General features: G+C 60.5%; 14 protein-coding genes. 2 read left to right on the top strand and 12 right to left on the bottom strand.

Annotation, left to right across the window (positions count from 1 at the left end; translation table 11 throughout):
• Positions 1-70 precede the first annotated feature (70 nt).
• Entirely contained in the window at positions 71-694 is a 624-nt protein-coding gene (locus tag HGP17_RS01670) for a TIGR00730 family Rossman fold protein (RefSeq protein WP_168805354.1), read from the top strand.
• Positions 695-722: 28 nt separating this feature from the next.
• On the opposite strand, the gene rarD is transcribed toward HGP17_RS01670, so the two are convergent.
• From rarD to radA, 11 genes are all read right to left on the bottom strand, one after another.
• A complete protein-coding gene (gene rarD / locus HGP17_RS01675) occupies positions 723-1,634 on the bottom strand; it encodes an EamA family transporter RarD (RefSeq protein WP_168805356.1) in 912 nt (303 codons plus the stop codon).
• Between the two features lie 109 nt (positions 1,635-1,743).
• Positions 1,744-3,360 carry a citramalate synthase gene (gene cimA / locus HGP17_RS01680; RefSeq protein WP_168805358.1) on the bottom strand — a complete coding sequence of 539 codons (1,617 nt, stop codon included), beginning with the start codon at positions 3,358-3,360 and terminating at the stop codon, positions 1,744-1,746.
• A gap of 118 nt (positions 3,361-3,478) precedes the next feature.
• Positions 3,479-4,399 carry a prolyl aminopeptidase gene (pip, locus tag HGP17_RS01685; protein ID WP_168805360.1) on the bottom strand — a complete coding sequence of 307 codons (921 nt, stop codon included), beginning with the start codon at positions 4,397-4,399 and terminating at the stop codon, positions 3,479-3,481.
• Positions 4,396-4,872, bottom strand: a complete 477-nt coding sequence (locus tag HGP17_RS01690; RefSeq protein WP_168805362.1) for a GFA family protein — start codon at positions 4,870-4,872, stop codon at positions 4,396-4,398. The genes pip and HGP17_RS01690 overlap by 4 nt, the downstream gene beginning before the upstream one ends.
• Entirely contained in the window at positions 4,865-5,350 is a 486-nt protein-coding gene (locus HGP17_RS01695; protein ID WP_205925772.1) for a GFA family protein, read from the bottom strand. Before HGP17_RS01695 ends, HGP17_RS01690 begins: the two co-directional genes overlap by 8 nt.
• The gene (locus HGP17_RS01700; protein WP_168808038.1) at positions 5,347-5,715 is read right to left on the bottom strand and encodes a DUF559 domain-containing protein; all 369 of its coding nucleotides are present in this window, start codon (positions 5,713-5,715) and stop codon (positions 5,347-5,349) included. Before HGP17_RS01700 ends, HGP17_RS01695 begins: the two co-directional genes overlap by 4 nt.
• 212 nt (positions 5,716-5,927) lie before the next feature.
• Positions 5,928-7,319, bottom strand: a complete 1,392-nt coding sequence (cysS, locus tag HGP17_RS01705) for a cysteine--tRNA ligase (protein WP_168805364.1) — start codon at positions 7,317-7,319, stop codon at positions 5,928-5,930.
• 225 nt (positions 7,320-7,544) lie between these two features.
• Positions 7,545-8,285: an SDR family NAD(P)-dependent oxidoreductase gene (locus HGP17_RS01710; RefSeq protein WP_168805366.1), complete on the bottom strand. Its 741-nt coding sequence runs from the start codon at positions 8,283-8,285 to the stop codon at positions 7,545-7,547.
• Positions 8,286-8,351: 66 nt separating this feature from the next.
• Entirely contained in the window at positions 8,352-9,836 is a 1,485-nt protein-coding gene (gene purF, locus HGP17_RS01715; RefSeq protein ID WP_168805368.1) for an amidophosphoribosyltransferase, read from the bottom strand.
• A gap of 164 nt (positions 9,837-10,000) precedes the next feature.
• Complete coding sequence (locus HGP17_RS01720; RefSeq protein WP_168805370.1) at positions 10,001-10,615, bottom strand: CvpA family protein; 615 nt, start codon at positions 10,613-10,615, stop codon at positions 10,001-10,003.
• Positions 10,616-10,703: 88 nt separating this feature from the next.
• Positions 10,704-12,107, bottom strand: a complete 1,404-nt coding sequence (radA, locus tag HGP17_RS01725) for a DNA repair protein RadA (protein ID WP_168805372.1) — start codon at positions 12,105-12,107, stop codon at positions 10,704-10,706.
• A 153-nt stretch (positions 12,108-12,260) separates the two neighbouring features.
• Here radA and HGP17_RS01730 point away from each other — a divergent pair, with 153 nt between their 5' ends.
• Complete coding sequence (locus HGP17_RS01730; RefSeq protein ID WP_168805374.1) at positions 12,261-12,896, top strand: LysE family translocator; 636 nt, start codon at positions 12,261-12,263, stop codon at positions 12,894-12,896.
• Between the two features lie 12 nt (positions 12,897-12,908).
• On the opposite strand, the gene alr is transcribed toward HGP17_RS01730, so the two are convergent.
• Positions 12,909-14,072 carry an alanine racemase gene (gene alr / locus HGP17_RS01735; RefSeq protein ID WP_168805376.1) on the bottom strand — a complete coding sequence of 388 codons (1,164 nt, stop codon included), beginning with the start codon at positions 14,070-14,072 and terminating at the stop codon, positions 12,909-12,911.
• Positions 14,073-14,101 lie beyond the last annotated feature (29 nt).

Raw genomic sequence — 14,101 nt, forward strand, 5'->3', positions numbered from 1 at the left:
CGCATGCCGGGACACAAGTTTTCCGTCGAAAATTCTTGACTGAGCATTTGCAGCATAGTTGTTTGCAGTCATGACCGACGATTCTGTGCCAATTCGATCCATCTGCGTCTATTGCGGCTCACGGCCGGGGCGCGATTCTTCCTACATGGATGCCGGCCGCGAGTTGGGCAAAAGCATTGCCGAGAACGGCTTGCGCCTGATCTATGGCGGCGGCACGAAGGGCATCATGGGCGCTGTCGCAGCCGGCGTGCTTTCGCATGGCGGGCAGGTCACCGGCATCATTCCGGAATTCCTTGTCGACATGGAAGCGACGCGCCATTCGCTCGGCCAACTCGACGAGTTGATCATAACGTCCGACATGCATGAGCGCAAACATGGCATGTTCGAGCGCGCCGACGCATTCGTGGCGTTGCCGGGCGGCATCGGCACGCTGGAGGAGATCGTCGAGATCATGACCTGGGGTCAGCTCGGCCGTCATGAGAAGCCGATGGTCTTCGCCAATATCAACGGCTTTTGGGATCCGATGATGGAGCTGATCCGTCACATGACGGAAGAAGGCTTCGTCCACACGGCCCACCGTGTCCAGCCGCTCGTCATCGACAAGGTTGCCGACATCATTCCGGCCATCCGCAAGCATGTCGCCGAAACACGCGGTGAGCGCGGCGGCGAAGAGGCCGTGATCTCCAAGCTGTAGTTAGCAATCTGCTAACCATATCGAGTTGTTAGCGCACTCTGCTCTGACGCAGCATTGACCAGCTGTAGAGAACGAGCCCTGCCCAGATCAGCGTGAATGCGATCATCTGCGTTGTGCCGAAGGGTTCCTTGAACAGGAAGACGGCGATGAGGAAGACCATCGTCGGCACGATGTATTGCATGATGCCGATGGTCGACATCTTCAGAAGCTTCGCACCATTGGCAAAAATCATCAGCGGCAGCGCTGTTACAAGACCGCAGCCGAGCAGGAGCGCCGTGTCGGCGAGGCCCGTCTGATAGAAATGGCCTTCGCCGCGTGCTTCCAGATAAAGGATGTAAAGCGTCGCGGGCAGGCAGAGCAGCAGCACCTCAATGAAGAAGCCCTGATTGGCGCCCACAGGCAATGTCTTGCGGAAAAAGGCATAAAAGCCCCAGGAGAAGGTCAGCGACAGCGCGACCCATGGCAGGGTGCCTGCTTCGATCGTCAAAATCACGACAGCAATGGCCGCCAGACCGATCGCGACGATCTGGGTCGGGGCCAGCTTTTCCTTAAGCAGGATGGCGCCGAGCGCGATGCTGAACAGCGGATTGATGAAATAGCCGAGAGCGGCGTCGAGCGAATGGCCGGCGCCAATGGCCCAGACATAGGTTCCCCAGTTGATCGTCACCAGCGTCGCCGTCAGGGATGCCATGGCGATCGTGCGCGGATTGCTGAGCGCCGCCTTCACGTCGCCCATACGACCCAGTGCCAGCAACACGATGCCGGCGACGGGGACGGACCAGAAGATGCGATGGGCGATGACTTCGAAGGCCGGGATGTGCGCGAGGGCCTTCATATAGAGCGGCAAAATACCCCAGAAGAGATAGGCCGTCATCGCGAAGCCGAAACCTCGCATCGCATCGTTTTTCTGGATGTCCGGTTTGACCGTATCAAGGGCCATGAATGTTTCCCGCCGCAATCTGTTCTTGCAGACGGGATTACTCCAATGACCATCGCGTGGCCAATTCATTTACTTGACGGCATCGTCAAGCTTTTTGATAGGCCGCAGATCACTCCGCCGCGATCTTGCCTGCCATGTGCCGGTTTTTCATCAGCTTGTAGATGACGGAATCCATCAGCGCCTGGAAGGACGCGTCTATGATGTTTTCCGAAACGCCGACGGTCCACCAGCGCACGCCGCTGCTATCGGTGGATTCGATCAGGACGCGGGTGATGGCTTCCGTGCCGCCGTTGAGGATACGCACCTTGAAGTCGGCCAGCACAAGATCGTCGATCTCGTGCTGGTATTTGCCGAAATCCTTTCGCAGCGCCAGGTCGAGTGCGTTGACCGGACCTTCTGCCTCGGCGACGGACATCAGCGTCTGGCCATCGATCGTGATTTTCACCACGGCCTCGGAGACGACTTTCACCCGGCCATGGGAATCGAACCGGCGCTCGACCATGACGCGGAAGCCGTCTATTGCGAAAAATTCCGGAATGGCGCCGAGCGTGCGGCGCGCCAAGAGCTCGAAGCTCGCGTCCGCACCTTCGTAAGCATAGCCTGTCGCTTCGCGTTCCTTGACGATGTGGATCAGCCGATCGAGCTTCGGATCGTCCTTGCCGACATCGATGCCGCGGCGTTTCAGTGCGTTGATGAAGTTCGACTTGCCGCCCTGGTCCGACACCATGACCTTGCGGAAGTTGCCGACGCTTTCCGGCGTCACATGCTCGTAGGTTCGGGGATCCTTGAGCAGCGCCGAGGCATGGATGCCTGCCTTAGTCGCAAAGGCGGACGCGCCGACATAGGGCGCCTGATGATCGGGCGAGCGGTTCAACAGCTCGTCGAAGGCGTGGGAGAGCCTGGTAAGGCCTGACAGTCGCTCCTCGTCGATCGTCATGTCGAAGCGGGCGCTATAGGTTGGCTTCAGCGCCAGCGTTGCGATCAGCGTGATGAGGTTGGCATTGCCGCAGCGCTCTCCGATGCCGTTCAGCGTGCCCTGGATCTGCCGCACGCCGGCCTCGACGGCCGCAAGCGAATTGGCGACGGCCTGCCCAGTGTCGTTGTGGGCATGGATGCCGAGACAGTGCCCGGGAATGCCGCAGGCAATCACGGCTTCAACGATGGCCCGGATTTCCGGTGGCTGAGTGCCGCCGTTGGTGTCGCACAGCACGACCCAGCGTGCGCCCGCATCATAAGCCGTCTTGGCGCAGGCAAGCGCATAGGTCGGATTGGCCTTGTAGCCGTCGAAGAAGTGCTCGCAATCGACGAGAGCTTCCTTGCCGGCGTTGACGGCTGCCTTGACGCTCTCGTCAATGCTCTCGAGGTTTTCCTCATTGGTGCAGCCGAGCGCGACCTTGACGTGATAGTCCCAGCTCTTGGCCACGAAACAGATCGCATCGGACTTTGCCTGCAAGAGGCTTGCAAGGCCCGGATCGTTGGAGGCGGAGACGCCGGCGCGCTTCGTCATGCCGAAGGCGACGAAAGACGCCGATTGCGTGCGCTTCTTGTCGAAGAAGGCCGTATCCGTAGGGTTTGCACCCGGATATCCGCCCTCGATATAATCGAGGCCGAATTCATCCAGCATGGCCGCAATCGAAACCTTGTCCTCGACGGAGAAATCGATACCGGGCGTCTGCTGTCCGTCCCGGAGCGTCGTATCGAAGAGATAGATTTTTTCGCGTGTCATGATGTTTCCTCCGGCGAACCGGTGCTTGTTTTCGATCTCTCCGCCTCGAGGCGATCGGCGGCGAGAAAATTCGCGACGTCTATTGCTTGCCGGCAAACTTATCCGTTGCGCGGATCAACTAATCCAGAATGCCGGGCTCGGATGCGGCATGGCCCGCACCTTCGACCAGATGAAACTCGGCCTTTGGCCACGCCTTGTGCAGCGCCCAGGCATACCGTGCCGGGCAGGGCATGTCGTAGCGGCCGTGAACGATGACGCCGGGGATGTCCTTCAGCCTATGCGCATCGCGCAGGAGCTGGCCTTCCTCGAGCCAGCCGGCATTGACGAAGAAATGGTTCTCGATACGGGCGAAAGCATGGGCGTATTCGGCATCTTCGAACTGCGTGCTGACGGAGCGGTCCGGCAGCAGCGTGATCGTCTCGCCTTCCCAGATCGACCAGGCCTTTGCGGCCTCCAGTCGAGCGGCCTTGTCGGGATGCGTCAGTACACGATGGTAGGCGGCCATCATCTCATGGCGCTCTTCGGGTGGAATGGGAGCGACGAAGCGCTCCCACTTGTCCGGAAACATCTCCGACACGCCAAACTGATAATACCAGTCGAGTTCAGCTTTCGTCAGTGTATAGATCCCACGGACGACAAGCTCAGACACATGCTCGGGATGGGTCTCGGCATAGGCGAGCGCCAGCGTCGAGCCCCATGAGCCGCCGAAAACGAGCCATTTCTCCACACCGGCCATTTGCCGCAGCCGCTCGATATCGGCAACGAGATGCCAGGTCGTGTTGGCTTCGAGGCCGGCATGCGGCGTGGATCGCCCGCACCCACGCTGATCGAAGAGCGTCACGTTATAAAGCGCGGGATCGAACTGACGGCGATGGTTCGCCGAGCTGCCGCCACCCGGGCCGCCATGCAGGAAGACGGCGGGCTTGGCGCCCGGCGTACCCACGCGCTCCCAATAGATCACATGGCCATCACCGACATCGAGATGACCGGATGCGTAGGGCTCGATTTCCGGATAGAGCGTTCGCAGGATCTCGGTCATATCTTCAATCCCTCTGCCGGCCAGACATTCGTATCGTGATCGGGGTGCTGGAACGAAATGATCTGCTCCTGTCTCGAGTAGAAGTCGGGGTCCTGATGGACCGGCTTGTCGAAGATGGTATCAACCCACGGCAGGCGATAGGCATGGTTGACCTGGATCTGCGGCACGAGATCGTCGCGGTCGTCGAACGCACCGATCGCAATTTCCAGCCCGCCCGGATGCCGATACGTGAGCGGCGTGCCGCAGTTTTTGCAAAAGCCACGCTCGATGTTGACCGAGGATTGAAAATAGGTCGGCTCGCCGCGGGTCCATTCGAGACCGTCTTCCGGTGCGGTCACCAAAGCGGAGAAGAAGCTGCCGAACTGCTTTTGGCACATGCGGCAATGGCAGATCGACGGACGGCCCAGCTCGCCATGAGTGCGAAACCGCACCGCGCCACATTGGCATCCGCCGCTTCTTGTCGCTTCACTCATGGCGCTTCTCCTGTGGCCAGCTTGGGGTATCGTAATCGGGGTGTTGAAAGGATTTAATTTCGAGCACGAAGGGGGCCTGTTCAGCATCCTCTTCCGTGCGATGACCCGGCAGAAGGTGCAGTCGGTCGACAAAGGCAATCTTGGCTTCGGTGCCGTATTGCACGACGGGCGGCAGCATTGCGGGATCGTCGAAGGCTCCGGCGGCGATGGCAATGCCGTCGGGCGCCTCGTAGGTCAGCGGCGTGCCGCAGTCCGCGCAGAATCCCCGCTCGACATAGTTGGAGGAGCGGAATTTCTTCCGTTCTCCACGCGTCCAATCAAGCTCGGCACCGCGCGTCGAGACCAGCGGCGCATAATAGGCGCCGAAGGCCTTCTGACACATGCGACAATGACAGATCGAAGCATCCTGCAGCTCGCCCCGCACCCGGAAACGAACCGCACCGCACTGACAGCCGCCGGTGTAGATGGAGATCGTCATGCCTTATCCTTTCCGGCGATGATGAGGATATGCATACAGACGTTGTCGATATCCTTTAGGACATCGTCGTTCCAGAAACGCAAAACAGTCCAGCCGTCTGCTTCGAGCCGGCGTGTACGAACCTGATCATAGGTTTGATCGTGGTTGTTTGCATGTTGAGAGCCGTCTACTTCAACGATGAGTTTCTCGGCAGGACATGCGAAATCGACAATGTAGCCGGCGATAGGCAGTTGGCGGCGGAAGCCCAGGCCCATAAGGCGATGGGCACGCAATTCGTTCCAGAGCCGAAGCTCCGCATCCGTCATAGCCTTACGCATGCGGCGGGCATTACTTCTGATCTTCGGCGGCACTAAAGTATGCGGCAAAGTACCCCCCTCTGTCACTTCGTGACATCTCCCCCACAAGGGGGGAGATCGTTTGCGGCGAAACCTCTGTATTCCGCCTTTACTTGAGAGTATGCGGCTATTCTGTGCTGTCGACAAAGGTTCAGTATTCAAGTCAATGCGTTCGGCATACACCCTCGATCTCCCCCCTTGTGGGGGAGATGTCACGAAGTGACAGAGGGGGGTAGCAAAGCTCACCGCTTGATTTCCCAGCTCGTGGTCCGTTCACCTGTCGCCGCATCCTTGCCGTCCTTGAGCTGGACGCCCATGGCGGTCAGCTCCTCGCGCAGCTTGTCGGCCTCGGCGAAGTTCTTGGCCTTCAGCAGCTCCAGGCGCTGACGCACTTTGGCGTCGATTTCCGCAACAACGGCGTTGTCGACCTCCGCCTTCTTCGGCAGCAGGCCGAGAAGGTCGGCGCTGGCGGCGAAGACGGGCAGGAGGCTAGCGTCGGCATTGGCGGCTTGCGCCAGGGCATGCAGCGCCTGAATGGCGGCAACGGTGTTGAGATCGTCGCCGAGGGCGCCAAGTACCGTCGGATCCGGCGAGGCGTCGCCGACATCGGCCGCCGGCCATTTGGCGATCAGCCGCTCTGCTTCCTCGAGACGCTTTACCGAGAAGTCGATCGGCTCGCGATAATGCGTCATCAGCATGGCAAGCCGCAGCACGTCGCCCGGCCATGTCCGGTCGCCGAGCTTGTCCGTCTCCAGCAGTTCGTAGATTGTGACGAAATTGCCTTCCGATTTCGACATCTTGCGGCCTTCGACCTGCACGAAGCCATTGTGCATCCAGAGGTTCGCCATCGCATGCGTGCCATGCGCGCAACGTGACTGCGCGATCTCGTTTTCATGGTGTGGGAAGATCAGGTCGAGGCCACCACCGTGAACGTCGAAGACGTCGCCGAGATAGCGGCCGCTCATGGCCGAGCACTCGATATGCCAGCCCGGACGGCCGCGGCCCCAGGGGCTTTCCCAGCCGGGCTCGTTCTCGTCGGAGAGCTTCCACAACACGAAATCGCCCGGGCTTTTCTTGTGCTCGTCGACGGCAACGCGGGCGCCCGCCTGCTGTTCATCGAGGTTCCGCTTCGAGAGCTGGCCGTAATCGGCCATCGACCTGGTGTCGAACAGCACTTCGCCGGCAGCGCGATAGGCGTGGCCCTTGGCGATCAGCGTTTCGATGATGGCGATCATCTGCGCGATATTGTCCGTTGCCCGTGGTTGGACCGTAGGCTCCAGGCAGCCGAGTGCGGTCGTATCCTCGCGATACTGCCGTTCGGTCTTTTCGGTGACCAGCCGGATCGCTTCGTTGAGCGGGAGACCGGGGTGGTCACGCAAGGCACGCGCATTGATCTTGTCGTCGACGTCGGTGATGTTGCGGACATAGGTCACGTGGCTTTCGCCATAGACGTGGCGCAGCAGCCGGAAGAGCACGTCGAAAACGATGGCCGGTCGCGCATTGCCTATATGGGCGAAGTCATAGACCGTGGGACCGCAGACATACATGCGGACGTTATTGCGGTCGATCGGCTGGAAACCGACCTTTTCGCGCGTCAGCGTGTTGTAGAACTTCAGTTGCGGCTCGGCGCCCATGTCACTCTCCCAAAGGCATAAATCCGAAAAAATACCGTCACCGGCAGGCCGGACGTTTGTCATCTTGGATTTTGGGAGACGAAAACGGCCAGGCCAGCGAAACGCTAGCGAATAATTTTCCGGCAGATAATGCAGATAACCGTTTTCATGGGCGGCTTTATCGCGCGCCGGAAGAATTTGGTCAAGTAGGGGGAGCGCCTCTCGCGTATGGGGAGAGGCTGTTTTTTATTCCGGCATCCGATAGTCGACGAGCTTGTTTTCGCGCACGACGAAAAGCTTGCCGGTTTCGGTGACGTTAGGGCCGACGAGCGGGATAATCGCTTTGGCGACATCGCGGGGATGCGGCAGCGTATCGGGATCTTCGCCGGGCATGGCCTGGGCGCGCATGGCCGTGCGGGTTGCGCCCGGATCGACGCTGGTAATGCGCAGCGGCGTGCTCTGCGTCTCTCCTGCCCATGTGCGGGCCAGCGCCTCGACGGCAGCCTTCGATGCGGAGTAGGGACCCCAGAAGGGCCGGCAGCGATGTGCGGCGGCCGATGACAGGATGACGGCACGGCCGGCTTCGGAGCGCATCAGCAGCGGCTCGACCGAGCGGATCAGCCGCCAGGTGGCTGTCACGTTGACGGTCATCACCTTTTCAAAGACTTTCGCCTCGACATGGCCGATCGGCGAGATCACGCCGAGCACGCCGGCATTGGCGACGAGAATGTCGAGTTTGCCCCAGCGTTCGAAGATCGAAGCGCCGAGCGCGTCGATGGCATTCATGTCTGCAAGATCGAACGGCACCAGCGTTGCCGAACCACCGGCGGCCTTGATGGCATCATCGAGCTCTTCCAGTCCGCCGACAGTGCGGGCACAGGCGATGACATGCGCGCCTGCCTTGGCCAGTTCCAATGCGGTGAAGTAACCGATGCCGCGCGACGCGCCCGTGACGACGGCGATCTTGTCCTTGAGATTGACGCTCATGCTGCCTTGATCCGAATGCTGGGAAGAGAAAAAAGGGCGCGAACGCCCCTTCAATCATGGCTTGGGTCAGCCGTTGCTTGCGAGAACGGAAAGCTTGCGCACATTGCTGGTGCTTTCCTCGTCGAGCAGGCGGGTCGGATAGTCGCCGGTGAAATAGTGATCGGTGAACTGCGGTGCGGCGGCATCGCGCGGAGCGCCGCCGACAGCGCGATAAAGACCGTCGATCGACAGGAACTCCAGCGAGTCCGCGCCGATGAAATCGCACATTGCCTGCATGCTGGAATATTGATTGGCGAGCAGCTTGGCGGCGTCGGGAGTGTTGATACCGTAGAAATCCGGATAATAGATCATCGGGCTCGCAACGCGGATATGCACCTCACGGGCGCCAGCCTCGCGAATCATCTGCACGATCTTGACCGAAGTCGTGCCGCGCACGATGGAATCGTCCACCAGGATCACACGCTTGCCTTCGATGATGGCACGGTTGGCGGAGTGCTTAAGCTTGACGCCAAAGGCGCGAATCTGCTGCGTCGGCTCGATGAACGTGCGGCCGACATAATGGTTGCGGATGATACCGAGTTCGAAGGGGATGCCGCTTTCCTGCGCGTAGCCGATCGCAGCAGGCGTGCCGCCATCCGGGACGGGTACGACGACATCGGCTTCGACAAAGGCTTCCTTGGCGAGATTGATGCCCATGTTCTTGCGCGCGACATAGACGTTGCGACCGCCGACAACGGAATCGGGGCGGGCGAAATAGACATATTCGAACAGGCATAGCCGCTCGGGCTTGGTCACGTCAGGCTTGCGGGCATCGATGGTGATGGAGCCGTCCGGTTGGATCTCGCAAATGACAACTTCGCCATTTTCGACATCACGTACGTATTTCGCGCCGATAATGTCGAGGGCGCAGGTTTCCGAACAGAAGATCGGCTTGCCGTCGAGTTCACCCATGACAAGCGGGCGGATGCCGGTCGAATCGCGCGCGGCAATCAACTTGGTGCGAGTCATCGCGAGCATCGAATAGCCGCCTTCCATCTGCCGGATGGCATCGATGAAACGATCGGAGGAAGACGAAAACTTGGAGCGTGCGATCAGATGAAGAACGACTTCGGTGTCCGACGTCGACTGACAGATGGCGCCATCGGCAATCACCTGCCGGCGCATCGTCAGGCCGTTGGTGAAGTTGCCGTTGTGAGCGATCGCGATACCGCCGACCTCAAGTTCGGCAAACAATGGCTGAACGTTTCGCAGCGCGACTTCGCCGGTCGTCGAATAACGCACATGACCGATAGAGCGGTCGCCAGGCAGGCGGGCGAGGGTGGCCGGGTCGGTATAATGGTCGCCGACAAGGCCCATCCGCCGCTCCGAATGGAAGCGCTGTCCGTCAAAGGAAACGATGCCGGCTGCCTCCTGACCGCGATGCTGCAGGGCATGCAGGCCGAGTGCCGTCAACGTCGCCGCGTCCGAATGTCCCAGAATGCCGAAGACACCGCATTCTTCATGCAGCGTATCGCCGTCGATATCGTCCTCGAAGGAAACGGAATGGTTCATGGCTGCGGGCCTTTGCTCTCAACGTGGGCGGATCGGGGCGGCGTCACGAGTGACCATTAAAATAGCTTAAAATCCGGCCGGAAAAAATATCGGGCCGGATCTTTCAATGTCACGCCGCTCAAATGGCGATTCCCGGGCTGCAGGTCAAGCCTGTAAACGCACTGTCAATTGTTTGTCTGCGGCGCGGGCGCGTCGTCGGAGGGCGCCGTGTCGTTCGTCGTGCCGTTTTCGCCGCCCTGCGTCTGTCGCTGCTGGTTCGGCGCGATCTTGTTGATGATTTCAGCCGGCAACTTGGCCTGGATATCCTGTGGAAGCGCCGCGGTCAGCTTTTCGACCATCGAATCGAGGAAAGGCTTCGACTTGGCGTTGTTGACCCAATCGGGACGCGCCGCAGGTGCCACCAGCCAGTTCCAGAAGGCGACGACCACGACCATCAGGAGCAGGCCGCGGGCAGCGCCGAACAGGAAGCCGAGCGTCCGGTCGAGTGCGCCGATGCGGCTGTCGATGATGAAATCCGCGATCCGGATGGTGATGAAGGAAATGATGATCAGCGCCAGCAGGAAGATGACACCGGCGGAGGCGATTGTCGCGATCTTGGTATCGGCCTTGTACTGCAGTGCATAGGGAAGCAGCAGAGGGTAGAGATAGTAAGCCGCGACGGCCGAGCCGCCCCAGCTGACGATCGACAGAATTTCGCGGGAAAACCCGCGAACCATGGCCAGCACGGCAGAGAACAGAAGAACGCCGATAACAATACCGTCGAAAATCGTAATTGGCATGTACAATCCTTCAAGACTTGCCACGCCAGGTGGCGGGCATCGGCCTCAATATGAGCCTCTTCTCCGTCAAGGACGGCTGAAATATGGCTCAGTCTTCATCTTCCGCACGCTTGAGCGCGCCTTTCGATCCGGCTATTCGCGCCACCAAATCCGGCAGGCTGTCGATCTCGCTCCAGCGTCCGCTGCCGACCTTCTGCAGGTCGACGGAAGCGGCAGGGAGAACAGCTGCTGAAAATCCCAGCTTCTCGGCTTCCTTGAGACGCTGGGCAGTATGCGCAACCGGCCGGACGGCGCCCGACAGGCTGACTTCGCCGAAATAGACGCAATCGGCGGGAAGGGCAATACCGGCCAGGGAGGAAACCAGTGCAGAGGCGACGGCGAGATCCGCGGCCGGCTCGGAAATACGGTAGCCGCCGGCAATATTGAGGTAGACGTCGTGCTGGCCGAGGCGCACGCCGCAATGGGCCTCAAGAACAGCGAGAATCATCGAAAGTCGGGCCGAATCCCAGCCGACGATGGCGCGCCGGGGCGTGCCGAGCGATGTCGGCGCCACCAGCGCCTGCACCTCCACAAGCACCGGGCGCGTCCCTTCGATGCCTGCAAAAACGGCTGCACCCGGCGATTTTTCGTTGCGTTCTCCCAGGAAAAGTTCCGAGGGATTCGGCACGTCGCGAAGCCCGGCGTCGGACATTTCGAAGACGCCGATTTCGTCGGTGGGGCCGAAGCGGTTCTTGACCGTGCGCAGGATGCGATAGTGATGGCCGCGATCGCCCTCGAAATAGAGGACGGCGTCGACCATGTGTTCGACCACACGTGGCCCGGCGATCTGGCCATCCTTGGTGACGTGACCGACGAGCACCATTGCGGTTCCGGTCTGCTTCGCGAAGCGGATCATCGCCTGAACGCCCGTGCGCACCTGGGTCACGGTGCCAGGTGCGGATTCGGCAAGCTCGCTCCACAGCGTCTGAATGGAATCGATGATGACGAGATCCGGCCGCTTGCCTTCCGCGATCGTCGCCAGAATGTCCTCGACATTGGTTTCGGCGGCGAGCATGACTTCGGTGTCTGCCGCTTTCAGGCGCTGAGCGCGCAAGCGCACCTGCGCCACGGCTTCTTCGCCCGACACGTAAACGATCTTGTGCCCCTGACTCGCCAGCGCTGCCGCAGCCTGCATCAGCAATGTCGATTTGCCGATTCCGGGATCGCCGCCGACGAGGACGGCCGACCCACGCACGAAGCCGCCGCCGGTCGCACGATCGAGTTCGGAAATTCCCGTATGGATGCGCGGCGCTTCCTCGATCTCTCCCGAAAGCGACGTCAGCGTAACAGGCTTTCCCTTCCGTGGGGTCTTCGCAGGGCCGCCGCCGATCCCGCCCATCGGATCTTCTTCGACGATGGTGTTCCAGGCGCCGCAATTGTCACACTTGCCGGCCCAGCGATTATGGACCGTGCCGCAGTTCTGGCAGATGAATTGTGTACGGGCTTTCGCCATCGGATGCTGTTCTCAAAGTTCGGATGCTTCGCTTGTGCGACGAATCGCTTCGGCTGTCAGATAATGTCTTTCGCGGGCCATCAAAACTAATGATTTCCGTATCAACGGCGATCATGCCAGGCTTTATGCCAGTGTTTTTACGGATGACTGCCGATGTTCGACTATTCGCTGGCCCATTGGGTCGCTTTTTTGACTGCAGCGACGCTGCTTAACCTGTCACCGGGGCCGGATATTGCTTTCATCCTCGGTCATACAATCCGGAGCGGCATGCGCTCGGGCTTTGCAGCTCTGTTCGGCATCTGGAGCGGGGCGTGTCTGCATGTGTTGATGGCCGCCGCCGGACTGTCGGCGATCCTCGCCGCCTCGGCACTTGCTTTCTCGACGATCAAGTGGATCGGTGCCGCCTATCTCATCTGGCTTGGGATACAGGCGCTGCGATCGAAGGGCGAGGCGGCGTGGATCAAGGAAGCGGGCAAGGCGCTATCCTTTGCTCGCATCTATCGGCAGGGCATTCTGGTCTCGCTGCTCAATCCGAAGGTGGCGATCTTCTTTCTGGCGTTCCTGCCGCAATTCGTCGTCGAAGGCGCCGGTCCCGTATGGGCGCAGCTTTTGCTGCACGGCAGCCTCATCATCGTCGTCGCAGCCTTCATCGAGCCGCCGCTTATCCTGCTTGGCGGTCGTCTGAGCGAGGCGCTGCGGCGCAACCGCAGTCTCGGTCTTTGGCTGGATCGCGGGCTTGGAACCCTGTTCGTGGCTCTCGGCGTGCGCCTCGCGATCAGCGCACGCTAACGAATTATCGGGCTATTCCTCAGTCTCTTCCGAGATATACCGCCGCTCGTGACGCAGGCCCATGCTGGTCAGCATCTCGTAGCCGATCGTGCCGGCTGATCTGGCCGCATCATCCACCAGGATGTTGCTGCCGAAGAGCTCGATATAATCGCCGGCGCGGACCGTGTTTTCCGGCAGGTCGGTGACGTCGAAGATCGTCAGATCCATCGTGATACGACCGGCAACAGGCACCTTGTGACCGGCGATGAAGCCGTGGCCGGCGGGAACACCGGTCTGGCGCAACGGCACGCCGGCGCTCGATTGGCTGCGCATGTAGCCATCGGCATAGCCGGCTGAAACGATTGCCAGGCGACTGTCGCGCGTCAGCTGCAGCGCGCGGCCGTAACTGACTGTTTCTCCCGCCTTGACCGAGCGGGTCTGGATGATCCGGGCCTGCGCCGTTGCCACCGGACGCATCGGATTGGCCATGCCGGGAACGGCTTCCCCGCCATAGGTGGCGATACCCGGACGGGTAAGGTCGAAGTGATAGTCCGACCCAAGGAAGATACCGGCGGAATTGGCAAGGCTTGCCTCGATGCCCTCGAAAGCCTGGCTGACCGTTTGAAAGGCTTCCAGCTGCTGCTTGTTCATCGCATTGGAAGGGTCGTCGCCGCAGGCAAGATGGCTCATGACGAGCACGGGCGCAAAGCTTGCGGGGCGCGATACGTCGTCGGCAAGCGCGATGGCATCGGCCATCGGCAGGCCCAACCGATTGAAGCCGGTATCGACCTGCAATGCGCAAGGGTAATCGCCATAGTCGGCCAGCACCGCCATCCAGAAGCTCAACTGTTCCTCGGACGCGATGACGGGAACGAGATCATTTTCGAAGAAGGTTCGCTCCATCCCCGGCCATATGCCGCTGAGGACGAAGATGCGTGCCTCGGGCGCATAAAGCCGCAGGCTCGCGCCTTCATCCGCTGTGGCGACGAAAAAGTCGCGGGCTCCAACCGAATAAAGGGTTTCGCCGACATCCTCGATGCCGAGCCCATAGGCATCGGCTTTGACGACGGCTGCGGTGCGGGCCTTGCCCGAGCGCCGCGCCATCTCGCGCCAGTTCTCGACGAGGGCACCGAGATCGACCGTCAACCGCAGACCAGCCGAAGCGAAAGCATCATAGTCATCGAAAGTGTCTGTCATAGAGCCGCCTTGACGAAGAAATGGCCGGA

The organism is Rhizobium sp. P38BS-XIX (genome assembly GCF_012641435.1).
In the GTDB taxonomy this organism is placed as follows: domain Bacteria; phylum Pseudomonadota; class Alphaproteobacteria; order Rhizobiales; family Rhizobiaceae; genus Rhizobium.